At 33.7% G+C, this 17,140-nt stretch carries 18 protein-coding genes; 3 read left to right on the top strand and 15 right to left on the bottom strand.

What is annotated here, in order from left to right:
• Positions 1-14 precede the first annotated feature (14 nt).
• From ES674_RS07975 to ES674_RS08000, 6 genes are all read right to left on the bottom strand, one after another.
• A complete protein-coding gene (locus ES674_RS07975; protein WP_148403409.1) occupies positions 15-1,382 on the bottom strand; it encodes an exonuclease domain-containing protein in 1,368 nt (455 codons plus the stop codon).
• Positions 1,383-1,445: 63 nt separating this feature from the next.
• Positions 1,446-2,102, bottom strand: coding sequence for a YggS family pyridoxal phosphate-dependent enzyme (locus ES674_RS07980; protein ID WP_148403410.1), 657 nt, complete (start codon positions 2,100-2,102; stop codon positions 1,446-1,448).
• Positions 2,103-2,109: 7 nt separating this feature from the next.
• Positions 2,110-3,009, bottom strand: a complete 900-nt coding sequence (locus ES674_RS07985) for a hypothetical protein (protein ID WP_148403411.1) — start codon at positions 3,007-3,009, stop codon at positions 2,110-2,112.
• Positions 3,009-4,247 carry a DUF1015 domain-containing protein gene (locus ES674_RS07990; protein ID WP_148403412.1) on the bottom strand — a complete coding sequence of 413 codons (1,239 nt, stop codon included), beginning with the start codon at positions 4,245-4,247 and terminating at the stop codon, positions 3,009-3,011. Before ES674_RS07990 ends, ES674_RS07985 begins: the two co-directional genes overlap by 1 nt.
• A 115-nt stretch (positions 4,248-4,362) precedes the next feature.
• On the bottom strand, positions 4,363-5,253 hold the full coding sequence (locus tag ES674_RS07995; RefSeq protein WP_148403413.1) for a 3-hydroxyacyl-CoA dehydrogenase family protein: 891 nt from the start codon (positions 5,251-5,253) through the stop codon (positions 4,363-4,365).
• Positions 5,254-5,406: 153 nt separating this feature from the next.
• Entirely contained in the window at positions 5,407-6,366 is a 960-nt protein-coding gene (locus tag ES674_RS08000) for a Gfo/Idh/MocA family protein (protein ID WP_148403414.1), read from the bottom strand.
• A gap of 157 nt (positions 6,367-6,523) precedes the next feature.
• On the opposite strand from ES674_RS08000, the gene ES674_RS08005 reads away from it, so the two are divergent.
• Complete coding sequence (locus ES674_RS08005) at positions 6,524-7,165, top strand: protein-L-isoaspartate(D-aspartate) O-methyltransferase (RefSeq protein WP_148403415.1); 642 nt, start codon at positions 6,524-6,526, stop codon at positions 7,163-7,165.
• On the opposite strand, the gene ES674_RS08010 is transcribed toward ES674_RS08005, so the two are convergent.
• From ES674_RS08010 to smpB, 3 genes are read right to left on the bottom strand one after another with little or no spacing between them, the layout of a single operon-like run.
• Positions 7,162-7,680 carry a DUF1648 domain-containing protein gene (locus ES674_RS08010; RefSeq protein ID WP_148403416.1) on the bottom strand — a complete coding sequence of 173 codons (519 nt, stop codon included), beginning with the start codon at positions 7,678-7,680 and terminating at the stop codon, positions 7,162-7,164. The two genes, ES674_RS08005 and ES674_RS08010, sit on opposite strands and share 4 nt — an antisense overlap.
• A 21-nt stretch (positions 7,681-7,701) precedes the next feature.
• A complete protein-coding gene (locus ES674_RS08015; protein ID WP_148403417.1) occupies positions 7,702-8,238 on the bottom strand; it encodes a hypothetical protein in 537 nt (178 codons plus the stop codon).
• Positions 8,239-8,247: 9 nt separating this feature from the next.
• Entirely contained in the window at positions 8,248-8,703 is a 456-nt protein-coding gene (gene smpB, locus ES674_RS08020) for an SsrA-binding protein SmpB (protein WP_148403418.1), read from the bottom strand.
• Between the two features lie 93 nt (positions 8,704-8,796).
• Here smpB and ES674_RS08025 point away from each other — a divergent pair, with 93 nt between their 5' ends.
• Entirely contained in the window at positions 8,797-9,558 is a 762-nt protein-coding gene (locus ES674_RS08025; RefSeq protein WP_148403419.1) for a DUF6503 family protein, read from the top strand.
• On the opposite strand, the gene ES674_RS08030 is transcribed toward ES674_RS08025, so the two are convergent.
• The 5 genes from ES674_RS08030 to clpB all read right to left on the bottom strand — a co-directional run bounded on the left by ES674_RS08030 (position 9,527) and on the right by clpB (position 15,089).
• Complete coding sequence (locus ES674_RS08030) at positions 9,527-10,039, bottom strand: phosphoglycerate mutase family protein (RefSeq protein ID WP_148403420.1); 513 nt, start codon at positions 10,037-10,039, stop codon at positions 9,527-9,529. The two genes, ES674_RS08025 and ES674_RS08030, sit on opposite strands and share 32 nt — an antisense overlap.
• Before the next feature lie 20 nt (positions 10,040-10,059).
• Positions 10,060-10,758, bottom strand: coding sequence for a purine-nucleoside phosphorylase (gene deoD / locus ES674_RS08035; RefSeq protein WP_148403421.1), 699 nt, complete (start codon positions 10,756-10,758; stop codon positions 10,060-10,062).
• A 15-nt stretch (positions 10,759-10,773) separates the two neighbouring features.
• Positions 10,774-11,430, bottom strand: a complete 657-nt coding sequence (deoC, locus tag ES674_RS08040) for a deoxyribose-phosphate aldolase (protein ID WP_148403422.1) — start codon at positions 11,428-11,430, stop codon at positions 10,774-10,776.
• A gap of 312 nt (positions 11,431-11,742) precedes the next feature.
• Positions 11,743-12,126: a hypothetical protein gene (locus ES674_RS08045; protein ID WP_148403423.1), complete on the bottom strand. Its 384-nt coding sequence runs from the start codon at positions 12,124-12,126 to the stop codon at positions 11,743-11,745.
• 359 nt (positions 12,127-12,485) lie between these two features.
• Positions 12,486-15,089, bottom strand: coding sequence for an ATP-dependent chaperone ClpB (clpB, locus tag ES674_RS08050; protein WP_148403424.1), 2,604 nt, complete (start codon positions 15,087-15,089; stop codon positions 12,486-12,488).
• 209 nt (positions 15,090-15,298) lie between these two features.
• Between clpB and ytxJ the strand changes: the two genes are divergently transcribed.
• Positions 15,299-15,685 (top strand): bacillithiol system redox-active protein YtxJ, encoded by a 387-nt coding sequence (gene ytxJ / locus ES674_RS08055; RefSeq protein ID WP_148403425.1) that lies wholly within the window; start codon positions 15,299-15,301, stop codon positions 15,683-15,685.
• 70 nt (positions 15,686-15,755) lie between these two features.
• On the opposite strand, the gene fahA is transcribed toward ytxJ, so the two are convergent.
• Positions 15,756-17,045 (bottom strand): fumarylacetoacetase, encoded by a 1,290-nt coding sequence (gene fahA / locus ES674_RS08060; protein ID WP_148403426.1) that lies wholly within the window; start codon positions 17,043-17,045, stop codon positions 15,756-15,758.
• Positions 17,046-17,140 lie beyond the last annotated feature (95 nt).

Consider the following 17,140-nt stretch of genomic DNA (forward strand, 5'->3'; position numbering starts at 1 on the left):
TTATAGTACCACGATTAGTTATCGAATTTTATAATCTTTATTTTTTTATTTTTTCTTAAATAACTTTGAATAATATGCTGCGCATCGCGGTTATTTTCCATGGGTGTAATAATGGATTGCAATACTTCCATGTTAGTAATTTGATAATTAAGATTAAAAAAACCAAACCCTTTAAATAATCCGTGTTCTATTAATACGGCACTGCGTTCATCTATTTCGCGTGCGCGATCAATAATCACCATATTCTGGTTATTATAGGTGTTTTTTTCTATTAATTGTAAAACTCGTTTATTATAATCTTCTGGTGCTTCTTCTTGAATACAAGCACCTAAACATTGTTTAATATCATAATTAAAGCAACTTGTTTTTGTGGGATATAAACCTGTTAGTTTCTGACATAATTGAAATTCTTCAACCGCATTAAATAAAAAACTTTTGGCACTTTGTCTATTAGTAAAAGTCGTTATAGGTTTTTTACGACCATCTGCTTTTTCAATTATTAAATTAATATAACCATTTTCATCTGTAAATGAATACAAGGCATGCGTGAAAATATTACGACGTAATTTCCGATTAAAAATTGGTTTAAGACGCTTTATCTCTTCGCTTTCTTTTAATAAAGCCACTAACTCACTACCGGTGTGTTCATAGGTCACAGCGGCAGCATCCCGTTGTAGTTTTTTAGATTTAGTTTCGTTGTTGGTAAAGTGTTGGCTAATTCTATTTTTTATATTATTACTTTTTCCAATATAAATAATTTCACCATCGGCATTATGAATATAATAAACACCAGTAGCATGCGGCAATTCTTTAATAATGTTTCTTAAGTTGGTTGCAATTTCTTTTTTAGCTTCTATTTGAATCGTGTCCTTAACAATTCCTTTTTCCAAATCTTTAGAAAGTAGCATTTTAAAAAGCTTTACCGTTGCCATAGCATCTCCGTTGGCACGATGTCTATCGCTTACAGGGATTCCTAATGAGCGCGCTAATTTTCCTAAACTATAAGAATCTTGACCAGGAATTAATTTTTTGGATAGCTCTACCGTACACAGTGTTTTTCGCTTAAAAGGAAAACCGAGACGGTTGAATTCCGTTTTTAAAATACGATAGTCAAATTGCGAATTATGAGCTACAATAATACAGTCTTCAGTCATTTCAACGATGCGTTTCGCTACCTCGTAAAATTTAGGTGCTGTTTGAAGCATCTTGCTATTAATACCCGTTAAATTCACTACAAATGGCTGAATATCGCGTTCAGGATTAACCAAACTAATAAATTGATCCACGACCTTATGGCCATCAAATTTATAAATTGCTATTTCAGTAATACCTTCTTCGTTGTATTTACCGCCAGTGGTTTCTATGTCGAGAATTGCGTAAATAAGTGTGCTATTATTTGATTGTTATTAAGTTGAAATTATACAGATTAAAGTCTTTGGTGACTTTTAATAATTTCGTTCGCCAAAGATACTACTTCCTACGCGAATCATATTACTTCCGCAGTTTATTGCCAATTCATAATCGCCACTCATACCCATGGAAATAATTTCTAAATGGTTATTAATGGTTTTCAGTTCATCAAAAACAGATTTTAATCTATTGAATTCGGCGGTCACTTGAACTTCATCATCCGTAAAAGTTGCCATGCCCATAACACCCGTGATTTTCACGTTTTGGAGTTGTTTGAAGGCTTCGGATTGCAACATGGTAATAGCATCAGTTTTTGCCATTCCGAATTTTGAATCTTCCTCGGCAATTTTTATTTGAATTAGGCAATCTATGACGCGTGATTCTTTTTCAGCCTCTTTATTTATTTCTTTAAGAAGTTTAAAGCTATCTACACCATGTATTAAACTCACAAAGGGCGCCATGTATTTCACTTTGTTTCGCTGTACATGCCCTATCATATGCCAAGAAATATCTTTAGGAAGAGACGCGTGCTTATCCACCATTTCTTGGATTTTATTTTCACCAAAAATGCGCTGACCCGCATTATAGGCTTCCATAAGATCACTTTCAGGCTTGGTTTTAGAAACTGCCACTAAGGTAACGTTTTCTGGAATTGAAGCTTTTATAGACTCTAAATTTTGTTTAATAGACATGATTTTTTTATTTTTCCCAATTAAATTCAGCTTTTACATTATTTGAAAACTCTTGATCTCGAGTGGGGATTGAAAACAAATCTTCTTGGTAAATCTCCGGAATGTCAAATATGGAAATAAGACCGTACCGCTGATTTTTGTAATGTATAAAACTGTAATTATCGTAATTTTTGTAAATGATATAATCCAAAGCATGTTTTAAATACGCTTTTTTATAAAAAGGTTCAAAAAGCATCCAAGATTTTTCGAAATTCCGCTCTATACCAAAATTTTGATATTCTAAAATTGAAAAATCGTTTTGTATTAATGCGAAATTTTTCCCTGTCGGATATATATCTAATTTTCTTGTGAGTGCATATAATTCGGCTAAATTTGAAAACGCTAAATCTTCAAATACTTTTTTTTGTTGTTCTTTTTGAATAGAATCTACTGTTATTTTTTGGTCTATTTCATAACGCACTTTATTAAACATGCGTGTTTTATAATTTAAAGCGTTTAATTGATTTAAATCTGCCTGCTTTAAAAAGTTGTTATCTAACCAAATTACATGGTTTTTAAGATACATAGTTTTAAACCAAACCGCTAATGCCCCAATAGTAATGGCTTCATAATAAATTTTAGTTTCAGGTTCATAAGCTAAATTAAAACCATAATCTCTAACTAAAGTGGTCAATTCTGTCTTAAAGAATTCCATATCATTTTCTTCAAAACTTCTATTTATTAGCAAATATTTTAAATTGGTTTCATAGCCATAACTTTCTTCGAGTTTTAAAATTTCGGCTTTAGCCTGCTCATAATTTTCATAAAATAGTGGATAAATAGTATTATGAATGGCCTTGTCGCGTTTATTTTGCGCAACTAACGCAAGTGTGATAAAACTAAATAAAAGAAAAAAAATCTGTTTCATTAAAACTCGTAAATGGTTACGCCACTTCGCAATTTAGGTTCTATAAAAGTGGATTTAGGTGGCATTTTAAAACCATCGTCAGCAATTTGTTTCATTTCTTGAATAGTAACAGGAACCATACCAAAACCAACGGCAAATTTTCCGCTGTCTACATTACTTTTTATGTTGACAATATCTTTTTTGCCACTCATGTAAACAATACGATCTTCATTTCGTAAATCTTGAATACCTAAAATGGGTTCTAAAATAGTTTTATATAATATTTGCGCATCTAAACCGTCTAAAGACGTTGCCATATCTACAGCTGATTTCCGAAGGTATAATGAATAAAATTCGCCATCCAAATACATGCTAAAATGATGTTTTTGCAAAGGTTTATAAGGTATTGTTCCGCGATTTTCTATACGATACAGGGTATCCAATTCTATTAAAAAGGCTTCTTTGCTAAATCCATTTAAATCTTTAATCAATCGGTTAAATTCATGAATGCGTAAATCAGATTCGGGAATTAAATAACTCATAAAAAAATTATAAGGCTCCGTACTATTGTGATTAGGGTTTGCGGCCTTTAAATCCTGATACAATAAATAGGCGGATACGGTTCTATGGTGGCCGTCTGCAATATAAATATGAGACATGTTTTTAAATTCCTTCTCAATAGCTTCTAACAATTCTGGCTTTTCAACCCGCCATAAGTAATGCGTGTCACGATAGGTTGTGGTGAATTCATATTCCGAACGTTCCTTTTGTTTTTTCGAAATAATTCCTTTTATAACCGCATTGTCAGGATAGGTTAGGAGCACAGGCTCTGCATTAAAGCCTACTGTTTTTAAATAATCTTTGAAGATAATTTCCCGCTGTTCAATAGTGTCTTCATGCTTTCTTATCACATCATTTTCATAATCCAAAGCGCTTGTAGCGGCGATAATACCATTAAATTCTTGATTTTCTCTATCTACAATTTTATAAACATAATAACTTGGCTTGTCATCTTGAACAAAGATATTTTCCTCTTTAAACTCTAAATACCTGTTTTTAACAAGCGAATAACGTTCAATACCCGTAATTTCCTTGTCAAAACGGTAGCCTGGATTTACAATATGTAAAAACGAAAACGGATTATCTCTCAAGCGCGATTCTAACTGCTCTTTTGTATAACTTTGGTACGAGCGCGCCGCCACAAGACTAACTTTATCTCGGGTTGGACGAACTGCTTTAAAAGGAATTATTTTTGCCATGTTTTATTTCTGCGAAAGCAGAAATCTCATTTTTAATTATATACTTCAGTGTTCAGTAATTAGAAAAAGACTTAATTTCACTATTCACTATTCACTATTCACTATTCACTATTCACTATTTCAAAAACTGCTTCGCAACCCGTTCTGCTTTTCTGCTTTCTGAATAATCATAAAAACCTTCACCAGATTTAACACCCAGTTTCCCGGCTCTTACCATATTTACTAAAAGTGGACAAGGTGCATATTTGGGGTTTTTAAAACCGTCATACATCACATTTAGAATAGATAAACATACATCTAATCCAATAAAATCCGCTAATTGTAATGGGCCCATTGGGTGCGCCATACCCAATTTCATAACGGTATCAATTTCTTCAACACCTGCAACGCCATTGTATAACGTTTCAATAGACTCGTTCAGCATCGGCATTAAAATTCGGTTGGCCACAAAACCAGGATAATCATTCACTTCCGTTGGTGTTTTTCCTAATTTTTTAGAAAGCTCCATAATTGTTTTCGTCACATCATCACTAGTGCTATAACCACGAATGATTTCAACTAGTTTCATAATCGGCACCGGATTCATAAAGTGCATACCAATAACCTGACTTGGTCTATTGGTAACGGCAGCAATTTGTGTAATAGAAATGGATGAGGTGTTAGTCGCTAAAATAGTGTCGGCTGAACAAACGTCATCCAATTGCTTAAAAATCTTCAGTTTTAAATCAATGTTTTCGGTTGCAGCTTCAACAACTAAACTCACATTTTTAACACCTTCAACCGTATCGGTAAAAGTTATAATATTATTTAAAGTTTCTTGTTTTTGAGCTTCTGTAATTTTTTCTTTAGAAACCATACGATCTAAATTATTAGAAATGGTATCTACGCCTTTTTTTAATGAGGCTTCACTAATATCTATTAATTGAACTTTAAATCCACTTTGGGCAAATGTATGTGCAATACCATTTCCCATGGTTCCGGCTCCTATAACTGCTATGTTTTTCATATATTTATATTTATTCCTGCGAAGGCAGGAATCTTATTACTTTTTGTGAAATTTTAAAATTTACTATTTAGTTAAAAGAATAGACTCGAGATAAACAATTCCTGATTTTAGAGACTTATAATTTGAACCATGAGATTCCCACTTTCGTGAGAATTAAAACTGAGCAATAATCATATTGGCTACACGTAAAGCTTCGGTTCCATCATGAAGTGTCACCACTGGTTTTGTGTTATTGTTTATAGCATCAGCAAATGTTTCCAATTCGTCTAAAATAGCATTGGTTGGTGCTACATTTGGATTATCAAAATAGATTTGTTTTTTCACACCTTCCGCATTCTGTAAAACCATATCAAAATCGCCGGGAATTTCTGGTGCATCTTTCATTTTTACAACTTCACATTTCTTCTCTAGAAAGTCGACAGAAATATAAGCATCACGCTGAAAAAATCTAGTTTTACGCATATTTTTAAGTGAAATTCGACTAGCAGTTAAGTTTGCCACACAGCCATTTTCAAATTCAATTCTAGCATTGGCAATATCGGGTGTATCACTGATAACCGAAACGCCACTGGCAGAAATATGCTTCACTTTCGATTTTACAACACTTAATATAATATCAATATCATGAATCATTAAGTCTAAAACCACAGGAACATCTGTACCACGAGGATTGAATTCAGCCAAACGATGGGTTTCAATAAACATGGGATTCTCAATTTGATCTTTTACAGCGGTAAACGCCGGATTAAAGCGTTCTACATGACCAACTTGACCCCGAATATTATGTTGTGATAAAAGTTCGCGAATTTCTTCAGCTTCTTCAACTGTATTGGTAATAGGCTTTTCAATAAAAATGTGTTTGCCTTGTGCTATTGCTTTTTTGGCACATTCATAATGCGAAAGGGTAGGCGTTACAATATCTACCATATCCACAGCAGCAATAAGCGCTTCAATAGTATTGAAGTATTTATAGCCAAATTCAGCTTCTACTTTTTTAGCATTGGCTTCATCAGCATCATAAAAACCCACGAGATCATATTTTTTGGATTCACTCAATAACCGTAAATGAATTTTTCCTAAATGGCCTGCACCTAAAACACCCGCTTTTATCATTATTATATCGTTTTGAACAAAAATAAGGTTTTTCGTCATTTATTTCTGTGAAAATTGACATAAAATATAGGATTCCATAATGTGGAAAATTAAGGCCAATATTAATTTTAACCCGTGAAATGTTTATGTAATTTTAAACTTTGAAAAACGCCCTATAGTGAAAGATACATTTAAGCATAAAGGCATGCGCCAGCAACTAGTTCAGGTTGTTAAAGATAAAGGAATTACAGATACGAATGTGCTCAATGCTATTGGTAAAATACCACGTCATTTGTTTATGGATTCTGGATTTTTGGATCATGCATATCAAGATAAAGCTTTCCCAATTGCGGCCGATCAAACTATTTCGCAGCCATTTACCGTGGCATTTCAAACGGAGTTACTGCAAGTTGAAAAAGGGGATAAGGTACTTGAAATTGGTACCGGAAGTGGTTATCAAACCGCTGTACTTTGTGAATTGGGTGCGCATGTATTTAGCATAGAGCGTCAACACGAATTGTTTAAAAAAACCAGTAAGTTTCTACCCAAATTAGGCTATCGTGCTAAAAAATTAATTTTTGGTGATGGTTATATTGGTTTAAAAGAAGAAGCGCCTTTTAACAGTATTATTGTTACTGCCGGCGCACCTTTCGTGCCCAATCCATTATTGAGTCAATTGGCTGTTGGCGGACGTTTGGTAATTCCTGTTGGTGACAGTGTTCAAGTTATGACCTTGTTTATTAGAAAAGGTGCCAAAGATTTTGAAAAACACGAATTTGGTGAATTTCGGTTTGTGCCACTCCTAGAAGATAAAAACTAGGTTTTTTTCTTTTTTAAATTTAGGAACGCATAAATTAACGGTCCAATGGTCATCAGAATTACAATGCTCATGATGATGTAATTAGCTGCTTGGCTAATTATTTTCGCATTGTTTAGGGAAACCTGAACGATTTCAAATAAGATAATTGAAAATAATAGGGATATGCTCACATTTATAAATCGCAACATTCGCGTAGCATCTGAATAGAATTCTTTAGCATTTTCTGGCGTTATTTTCTGTGGATAATTAAAAACATGCGGAAATTTATTCAAATAGAAAATTCCTGAAACTGTGGCAATTCCCAAGATTGGAAAAAGCCAAATCATATCTTTATCATCAAATCTGGTAATGTCTCCAGAATAATTAAAATGCATGGGGATTTGGTCCGGCAATGCAGAATAATTTAAAACCGTATATATTATAGTTACAATAAGTAATCCGAAGGCAAAAACATCAAGGAAGTTATCGAATGTCGATTTATCCAATGTAATTTTTGGTCTATCCTGATAAAACATCTTTCAGAAATATTAAGGATTTTAATTGGGCAAGTAATCTCTTGGAATAGGTTGTACATCGCTTTCCTGCATCCAATACACATTTATAATCCACCAACGAGATCCATCATTTAATAGCTGAATACTTTTTATACCGCGCAAAGCTGGATACGGATCATCTTCACTGTAGTAAACTTCAAAAGTGCTGAAAACGTGCGCAATATTGCCAAAAACGTCTTGTTTTCTATTAATTTCTTTTTCAATATAACCGTTTTCTTTTAGCCACTCTTTTGAAGTATTTTTATAATCTTCAGCACTCATGTATTTTGCTAAATGGTTCCCGTCCAAACTCTTTCCAGTAGCAATAATTTTAGATCCTGGATAAAACAAATATTTAAAATCCGTCCAATTACGTTCATATCCTTTTTTACCAGAGTTAACGCTATACAATTCATTAATAATGGCGTCAATACTTCCAACTTTTCGCATGGTTGGGTTTAAGAAATTTCGAGCGTTAAACTGCGCATTCATATTTGAAGCAGCAAGAAAACAGATTAAAATAAATAAAAATTTCTTCATGATTATACCTTAAAAACTTTTTTTAATACGATCCATTCGGACTTTATTATCACGATCTTTAATCGTTTCGCGTTTGTCAAATAATTTTTTTCCGCGGGCTAAAGAAATCACCAATTTGGCATATCCTTTATCATTTATAAAGAGTCGTAACGGAATAATGGTTAACCCAGAATTCTGAACATCTTTTAGTAGTTTTTTTAGTTCGCGCTTATTAAGTAGCAACTTCCGAGCCGCTTTGGGTTTATGGTTGTAATACGTGCCATATAAATATTCTTCAACCGTCATGTTAATGACAAATAATTCACCTTTTTCATTAAACTCGCAAAAACTTTCGGCAATAGATGCTTTGCTGCTTCTAATGGATTTAATTTCGGTACCTGTTAAAACAATACCTGCGGTGTATTTATCCAAAATTTCATATTGAAATCTTGCCTTTTTGTTCCTAATATTTACTGTGTTCTGCATATAGGTCAAAGATAAATAAATTATGACTGCTTTTTGAATTTAAGCCGTAAGTATTCGGTAGATTTACGACAGAACCTGGAAATATATTGAAACATGAAGTATTTAAGCGCATTTTTTTTAATCTTAATTTTAACGAGTTGTGAAAATAAAACGACCAAATTAACGGCTGAAGAAATCATCAACAAGTCTATAACGGTTTCAGGTGGTGAAAAATTTGATTCTGCTAATTATTCTTTTAAGTTTCGAGATAAATTATATCGTGCAAGTAGAAATAACGGCATGTTTTCTATCTCTAGAGAGTTCCAACAAGACTCCCTTGGTTTCATTGAAGATGTTGTTACTAATGATGGTTTTGAACGTTTTATAAACAAGGAAAAAGTTGAACTTGCTGATTCAATAGCTAATGTTTTAAGCGCTTCTGTAAATTCTGTGCATTACTTTTCGGTGTTGCCTTATGGTTTAGAATCTGATGCGGTTAAAAAGAAATTGCTTGGCGTTGTCACCATTAGCAACAAACCTTATCATAAAATAAAAGTGACGTTTAAAGAAGAAGGAGGCGGCGAAGATTTTGAAGACGAATTTGTATATTGGATTCAAACAGAAACCTTTAAAGTTGATTATCTGGCTTATTCTTATAAAGAAGAAGATGGAACGGGCTACCGTTTCCGAGAAGCTTTTAATGAGCGCTTTGTAGATGGTTTGCGCTTTGTTGATTACAATAACTACAAACCAGAAATAGAAGGTATTTCAGTGGAAGATTTAGATGATTTGTTTGAAAAAAAGGAACTTAAATTACTTTCTGAAATTAAGTTAGAGACTATTATTATGGGTTCAACGTCAGCAATAAATCCGTAACCAAATTATCAGATATGGTAATAATGTATAAATTACTATTATTGGAGTCGTCAATTTCCTGATAACTTTCAATGCCTAAAAATTTATTTACAAATTTTGGTGTGGTATCGCTGTGGCCGACTATTAAGACATTGTTTCCCTTGTTTTCTTTTAGCATTTTATCTGCATCTAAAAGATCTCCATCGTAAAACTGTATTTCCAGATTATTGTTTTGGGCTGTTGGCAAACCCGTTTCTATAGTTCGTTTGTAATTGGTGGTATAAATGGCATCAAATTTTACCGATTGAAAAACGTCTGCCCAATATGCAGCTCTAGCAAGACCGGTTTCTGTTAAATGAGGATTCTTATTTTCAGAATTACTCCGATCTTTTTCCGCGTGGCGAATGAAATAGAGCGTTGTCAAAGCTTTATCGTCTGATTTTTGCGTACAGCTGGATAATCCTAAAATGGTAATAAAGCAAAGTGGTAGCAAAAATTTCATAAGTGTCCGTTTTTAAGAATTTAAGCTAATTCTAAAGCAATCTTGATCATATCTTTAAAGGTCGTTTCACGTTCCAAACTTGTGGTGCGTTCTCCAGTAACTAATGAATCTGAAATGGTTAAAATGGTCAATGCATTAGCGCCATGTTTTGCAGCAACCGTATATAATCCTGCCGTTTCCATTTCTACGCAAAGCACGCCGAATTTAGACCATTTTTTATAAGCCTCTTTATTATCCGTATAAAACTCATCTGAAGTAAATACGTTTCCTGCTTTAAGCGCAATGTTTTTAGATTTGGCTACTTCTACAGCTTTTTGAAATAAGGTGAAATCGGCAGTTGGTGCAAAATCTGCTCCGCCAAAACGGAGTTCGTTCACACCGGAATTTGAAGATGCCGCCATAGCTAAAACGATATCGCGAATCTTAACATGTTCTTGGTAAGATCCCGCACTACCAACGCGAATTAGGTTTTTTACACCATATTCTGTAATCAACTCATGAGCGTAAATAGAAATGCTTGGAACGCCCATTCCTGTTCCCATAACAGAAATTGGTTTACCATTAAAAGTACCCGTGTAACCAAACATATTTCTGACTTTATTGAAGCATTTAGGGTTTTCTAAAAAGGTTTCAGCAATCCATTTAGCACGTAAAGGGTCTCCTGGTAATAATATGGTTTCTGCAATTTCACCTTTTTTGGCTTCTATATGTACACTCATAATATGATATATTATTTATTTTTTCTTTTCAAGCTCTTCCATCATGGCTACACCTGCCGATGCGCCAATTCGGTCAACACCAGCTTCAATATATTTTTTCGCCATTTCTAATGTGCGAATTCCGCCTGATGCTTTAATTTTTGCTGCATCTTTTACTGTTTTCCGAATCATTTTAACAGCCGTTAAAGTGGCGCCGCTTTTTGAAAACCCAGTTGAGGTTTTTATAAAATCCGCTTTGGCATCCAAACAAATTTGACAAGCTTTTATAATTTCGTTTTTTGATAATTCACTAATCTCTATAATCACTTTCAGTATTTTAGATCCTATGGCTACTTTCACGTCTCGAATGTCTGTGTAAACATTGACGTAATTCTTACTTTTTAACATGCCGATATTGATAACCATGTCAATTTCATCTGCACCTTGCTCCACAGCTTTTTCAGCTTCAAAAACTTTTACTTCTGTAGCGGATGCACCTAAAGGAAAGCCAACTACAGCACAAATTTTAACACTGGATTTAGATAGAAGCTCTTTTGCTAAAGGTACATAAAATCCGTTAACACAAACACTATAGAAACGGTGTTTCCTAGCTTCTTCACATAATGTTCTAATATCTTTTTGGGTTGCACTCGGTTTGAGCAGCGTATGATCAATATAATTGTTAATATCCATAAGTATAATAAATAGGTTAAGTTGTGGTAAAAATACGATTAACCGTCAGTTTTTTGATATTTATTATGAAACTTTATAAAAAATTTAGCAGATTTTTAAACCTACTCGATATTTTAATATTTTATTAGTGAGAATCCAAACTTTTTAAGAGTGTTCATTAAAGTTTTAGGTATTTAATTATAACATAGCTTCATGATGGCCTAGGATTATCTAAAGACTTTTGAAAAAGGATTTAAGCTTATAAAAAAAGATAAACTCAAATTTATTCAACCCACATAATCAGAAGAAATTTGCAAATTAATTTGCATGTTTTTAAAGATTGGCTTTTTTAACAATACCATGAACCCAAGCGATAGCATTGCTTAAATTATCGAAAATTTCATAGGGTTTATCATAGAAATTCTTTTCAAACTCGGCGTTACTTCTCATAATTTCCGTTTCAGGAATCATGGCAATAGCAAGTAGATTGGGGATTTTCTCTGTTTCAACATAAATTAATGGATCTACGGAATAAGATTTGACCCGATTAGATATGTAACCAATATTTTTACCTTGAAAATGCTTTTGAATAACCTCTTCTAAACTTTCATTATGTCCAGGCTGAATTTCCATACCTTCTTTTACCTGACAGATTAGAAAATCGTCAAAAACAAAAAATTCTGCACCTGGTAAATTGTAATAATGAAATATGCTCATGAGAGAAACTGATTTTGGTTGAAACTAGGTCTTTTATTTCAGAAAAATTTGAAGTTCAGGTTAAATTATTAAAAATAAGTTATTAAACAACGTAATAATTTTATAAGCCTTAAGTAGATTTTTATGTTTTGAAGAAATTGTGGAAAATAAAGTTTTCCTTGTATAGACTCTATTTATAGTCGGACATGGAGATCTTGCAGGTTACGAAAAGAGAAGTGATATAAATTAAAATCACAAAAAAGCAATACGCATCTTGAATTCGAGATTTGTATTGCTTTTTTCAAACTAACTAACTAACCAACCTATTTATGAAAACGGTCTTTAATGGTATTTAGTATAGCTTTAACGTAACTTTAGCATTACTCCGTAATCAAATGGCCTTTATTTCTAAAAACCAACTGATCATCAAAGGCATCCAACAAAATTATACTATCCGTTGTTACTTTTCCAGAAAGAATTTCTTTACTTAATTCATTTAAAACCTCTTTCTGAATCACGCGTTTTACGGGTCTAGCGCCATATTCTGGATTGTATCCTTTTTGCGCTAAATACGCAATAGCTTCTGGCGTGGCATCAAATGTTATTCCTTGTTTGCCTATCATTTTTGTAATGCCTTTTAACTGCAAACCTACAATTTCTGTAATATTGTCCTTTGTTAAAGGCGTAAACATAATAGTATCGTCTATTCGATTTAAAAATTCGGGTCTCACAGATTGTTTTAATAAACCAAGAACTTCAATTTTTGCCATTTCCATTGCGGAATCAACATCTTTTGTTGCTTCAAATTTCTCTTGAATTATTTGACTTCCCATATTGGATGTCATGATTATAATAGTGTTTTTGAAATCGGCTAGGCGTCCTTTATTGTCTGTTAAATGGCCTTCATCCAGTACTTGCAATAATATATTAAAAGTATCCGGATGTGCTTTTTCAATTTCATCTAATAAAACAACTGAATATGGTTTGCGTCTAACGGCTTCCGTTAATTGGCCACCTTCATCATAACCAACATATCCCGGAGGTGCTCCAATAAGTCTACTTACTGCATGACGTTCTTGATATTCACTCATATCAATTCGGGTTAAAGCCGCTTCATCATCAAATAAATATTCGGCTAATGCTTTTGCTAATTCTGTTTTACCAACGCCCGTAGTTCCCAAGAATAAAAAGGTTCCAATTGGTTTTTGTGGGTTTTGTAATCCAGCACGTGACCGTCTTACAGCATCACTTACGGCAATAATAGCTTCCTCTTGTCCAACAACGCGTTTATGCAATTCGTCTTCAAGTTTTAAAAGTTTTTCGCGATCAGTTTGCAACATTTTGGTGATTGGAATTCCCGTCCATTTGGCTACAACTTCGGCAATATCTTCATAAGTAACTTCTTCCTTAATTAAAGAACTTTCACTTTGATTAGCCTTTAAATCTTTTTGAAGGGTTTCTAAGCGTTCTTGAGCTTCTTGAATTTTTCCATAACGAATTTCTGCTACTTTTCCGTAATCACCATCGCGTTCTGCGCGTTCCGCTTCTAGTTTGAAATTTTCAATATCAGATTTGGCCGTTTGAATATTATCAACGACTTCTTTTTCGCTTCTCCATTTCGCATTAAGCTCGTTTCTGTCTTCTTTTAAATTGGCTAAATCGGCACGTAAGGATTTTAACTTCGTTTCATCTTTTTCACGCTTTATAGCTTCAATTTCAATTTCCAACTGCATCACTTTTCTGTCTAAAACATCCAGTTCTTCTGGTTTAGAATTGATTTCCATACGCAATTTTGCAGCGGCTTCATCCATTAAATCAATGGCTTTATCTGGCAAGAATCTGTTGGTAATATAACGTTCAGACAATTCTACAGCGCCAATAATAGCTTCATCTTTTATTCGAACTTTATGATGCGTTTCATACTTTTCTTTAATACCACGAAGTATCGAAATGGCACTTTCCGTATCAGGCTCATCTACCATAACTTTTTGAAAACGACGCTCTAAAGCTTTATCTTTTTCAAAATACTTTTGATATTCATCTAAAGTGGTAGCTCCAATAGCTCGCAATTCCCCTCTAGCCAAGGCTGGTTTTAAAATATTGGCTGCATCCATAGCGCCTTGACCGCCACCTGCACCAACTAATGTGTGGATTTCGTCAATAAAAAGAACAATATCGCCTTCACTAGAAGTTACTTCTTTGATCACGGCTTTTAGTCGCTCTTCGAATTCACCTTTATATTTGGCTCCTGCAATTAAAGCGCCCATATCTAGAGCATAAATTTGTTTGTCTATTAAGTTTTCTGGAATATCACCATCTACAATTCGATGTGCTAAACCTTCAGCAATTGCTGTTTTACCAGTTCCAGGTTCACCAACTAAAATGGGGTTATTTTTAGTTCTTCGGGATAAAATTTGAAGGATTCGTCTTATTTCTTCATCACGACCAATAACGGGATCCAATTTTCCATCTTTGGCTAATTGGTTGAGGTTTTTAGCGTATTTGTTCAGCGAATTATACGTTTCCTCTTGACTTTGAGACGTAACACGATCGCCTTGGCGCAATTCCTCAATGGCTGCTTTTAAATGTTTTTCAGAAACGCCCTGATCTTTTAGCATTTGTGAAATTTTACTAGTCGATTTGAAAATGGCCAATATTAAATGTTCGATTGACACATATTCATCGGTCATTTTTTTAGCTATTACCGAAGCTTCAGTTAGCGTTTTATTGGCTTCACGAGATAGCATTATTTCGCCTCCAGAAACTTTAGGATAACTTTCTAATTGTTTATCTAAAGTCTGTTGCAATATGGAAATATTCACATTCAATTTTTTAAGTATGAATGGTAAAACATTTTCATCCACATTAAAAAGCGCTTTAAAAATGTGCTCGTTTTCAATTTGTTGATGTCCAAAACCTTGAGCAAGCTGCTGGGCTTGCTGAATGGCTTCCTGTGATTTAATTGTGTAGTTATTGAAATTCATAATATGTGTGTGTTTCGCGTTAGCGTCAATCTCTTTTTAGTTATTCATTTTAGTTGTGTACGCTAACCATAATTCAAAAATCTAACCAGTTTATTTTTAGAGACAAAAAGTCAGCTAAAGCTAATGAGATCATGTCTTTTAGTCAGTTTGTAAGAATTATTAATTACTTTCGACTACCTTTAATATACAATTTTTAGAATAGATAAAGGATGAGTTTTATAAATAAATTATTTGGAGGTTCTAGTGAACCTAAAGAAGAAAAGTTATTACCATGGAAGGCATTAACGACCGTGTCACAATTGGATGATATTTCTGAAAAATCTAAAATAAAAACACAGATTATATTTAAACATTCTACCCGATGTGGAATTAGTAAAATGGCGATGAAACAATTTGTTTCAGATTATGACATGGATTTACCTGTAGATTTATATTATTTGGACTTACTGAATTACAGAGATGTCAGTAATGAAACTGGCTATAAGTTTCAAGTTATGCATGAATCGCCTCAAATACTGATTATTAAGAATGGTGTTTCCGTTGCACATGCTAGCCATGGTGGAATAAACGACATGGATTTGCAGCGTTTTGCGTAATAGTCGAATTAAGAAGCCCACAAGAATTAATCTTGTGGGCTTTTTTATATTTAGAAATTATAGTTTTTACTTACTTCTTTTTCGGAATAAATACAGGTAAAAGTTCTGTGGAAACTTCACCAAATCCAATACGAGTACCGTCTTTTTCACAATGTCCACGCATAATAACGGTATCGTGATCATTGATAAATTTTCGCTCGGTACCATCTTTTAAAGTAATAGGTCTTTCGCCGCGCCATGTTAGTTCTAACATAGAACCTAAAGAATCTGGCGTAGAACCTGAAATAGTTCCACTTCCCATCATATCACCTGAATTTACAGGGCAACCATTTACGGTATGATGTGCTAACTGCTGCACCATATTCCAATACATATATTTGAAATTGGATTTACTCACAACGGTTTCTTTAGCTGTTTTTGGCTTAATAGCAACTTCTAATTTAATATCGTAACTCTTTTTGCCCTTATATTGTAAATATTTTAACTGTGGTTTTAATGGTTTCGGACTTTCAACACGGTAAGGTTCCAAAGCATCAAGTGTTACAATCCATGGTGAAATGGACGATGCGAAACTTTTAGCCAAGAAAGGTCCTAATGGTACATATTCCCATTTTTGGATATCGCGAGCTGACCAGTCGTTAAATAAAACGAGTCCGAAAATATATTCTTCTGCTTCAGCAATAGGAATCGGTTCACCCAAATCATTTGCGGCAGTAGTAATAAAAGCCATTTCTAATTCGAAATCTATCAATTTACTTGGTCCAAAAATAGGCGTATCGCTTCCAGCTGGTAAGGTTTGTCCTTGAGGTCTGTGAATTGGAATTCCCGAAGGAATAATAGACGAACTTCTACCATGATATCCTACCGGAATATGCAACCAGTTTGGCATTAAAGCATTTTCTGGATCGCGAAACATGGTTCCAACATTGGTAGCGTGTTCAATACTTGAATAGAAATCAGTATAATCACCAATTTGAACCGGTAATTGCATTTCAATTTCATCTAAACGAAAAAGAACGACTTCTTTATTTTTTTTATTATCTTTTAAGGTCTCATTATCAGCATCAAAAATATCTGCAATACGATCTCTAACTAAACGCCACGTTTTTCTGCCGTCTGCAATAAAATCGTTAAGAGTATCTTGTAAAAAAATATCGTCTGTTAAAGGTATTCCTTCAAAATATCCTAATTGATGCAAAGCACCTAAATCTATGGCAGTGTCACCAATTCGTGTTCCGATGGTAATAATATCGTCACGTGTTAAAAACACACCAAAAGGAATGTTTTGAATTGGAAAATCGGAGTTTTTATCGACGTGTAACCAAGATTTTCTGTCTGGATTGTTAGCTGTTATTGGCATAACTAGTTGTGGTTTTTTGTTTGTAAAAATTCTATTCAAACCTACATAACTTTTCGTTTTTATACTAATATAACGCAGAAAATATAGGAATTCTT

The organism is Bizionia myxarmorum (assembly GCF_008086205.1).
Classification (GTDB): domain Bacteria; phylum Bacteroidota; class Bacteroidia; order Flavobacteriales; family Flavobacteriaceae; genus Algorimicrobium; species Algorimicrobium myxarmorum.

Coding starts and splice junctions, on each gene's coding strand:
- ES674_RS07980 (WP_148403410.1), bottom strand. CDS start 2,102: ATGTCTATTAAACAAAATTTAGAGTCTATAAAAGCTTCAATTCCAGAA.
- ES674_RS07985 (WP_148403411.1), bottom strand. CDS start 3,009: ATGAAACAGATTTTTTTTCTTTTATTTAGTTTTATCACACTTGCGTTA.
- ES674_RS07990 (WP_148403412.1), bottom strand. CDS start 4,247: ATGGCAAAAATAATTCCTTTTAAAGCAGTTCGTCCAACCCGAGATAAA.
- ES674_RS07995 (WP_148403413.1), bottom strand. CDS start 5,253: ATGAAAAACATAGCAGTTATAGGAGCCGGAACCATGGGAAATGGTATT.
- ES674_RS08000 (WP_148403414.1), bottom strand. CDS start 6,366: ATGATAAAAGCGGGTGTTTTAGGTGCAGGCCATTTAGGAAAAATTCAT.
- ES674_RS08010 (WP_148403416.1), bottom strand. CDS start 7,680: ATGTTTTATCAGGATAGACCAAAAATTACATTGGATAAATCGACATTC.
- ES674_RS08015 (WP_148403417.1), bottom strand. CDS start 8,238: ATGAAGAAATTTTTATTTATTTTAATCTGTTTTCTTGCTGCTTCAAAT.
- smpB (WP_148403418.1), bottom strand. CDS start 8,703: ATGCAGAACACAGTAAATATTAGGAACAAAAAGGCAAGATTTCAATAT.
- ES674_RS08025 (WP_148403419.1), top strand. CDS start 8,797: ATGAAGTATTTAAGCGCATTTTTTTTAATCTTAATTTTAACGAGTTGT.
- ES674_RS08030 (WP_148403420.1), bottom strand. CDS start 10,039: ATGAAATTTTTGCTACCACTTTGCTTTATTACCATTTTAGGATTATCC.
- deoD (WP_148403421.1), bottom strand. CDS start 10,758: ATGAGTGTACATATAGAAGCCAAAAAAGGTGAAATTGCAGAAACCATA.
- deoC (WP_148403422.1), bottom strand. CDS start 11,430: ATGGATATTAACAATTATATTGATCATACGCTGCTCAAACCGAGTGCA.
- ES674_RS08045 (WP_148403423.1), bottom strand. CDS start 12,126: ATGAGCATATTTCATTATTACAATTTACCAGGTGCAGAATTTTTTGTT.
- clpB (WP_148403424.1), bottom strand. CDS start 15,089: ATGAATTTCAATAACTACACAATTAAATCACAGGAAGCCATTCAGCAA.
- ytxJ (WP_148403425.1), top strand. CDS start 15,299: ATGAGTTTTATAAATAAATTATTTGGAGGTTCTAGTGAACCTAAAGAA.
- fahA (WP_148403426.1), bottom strand. CDS start 17,045: ATGCCAATAACAGCTAACAATCCAGACAGAAAATCTTGGTTACACGTC.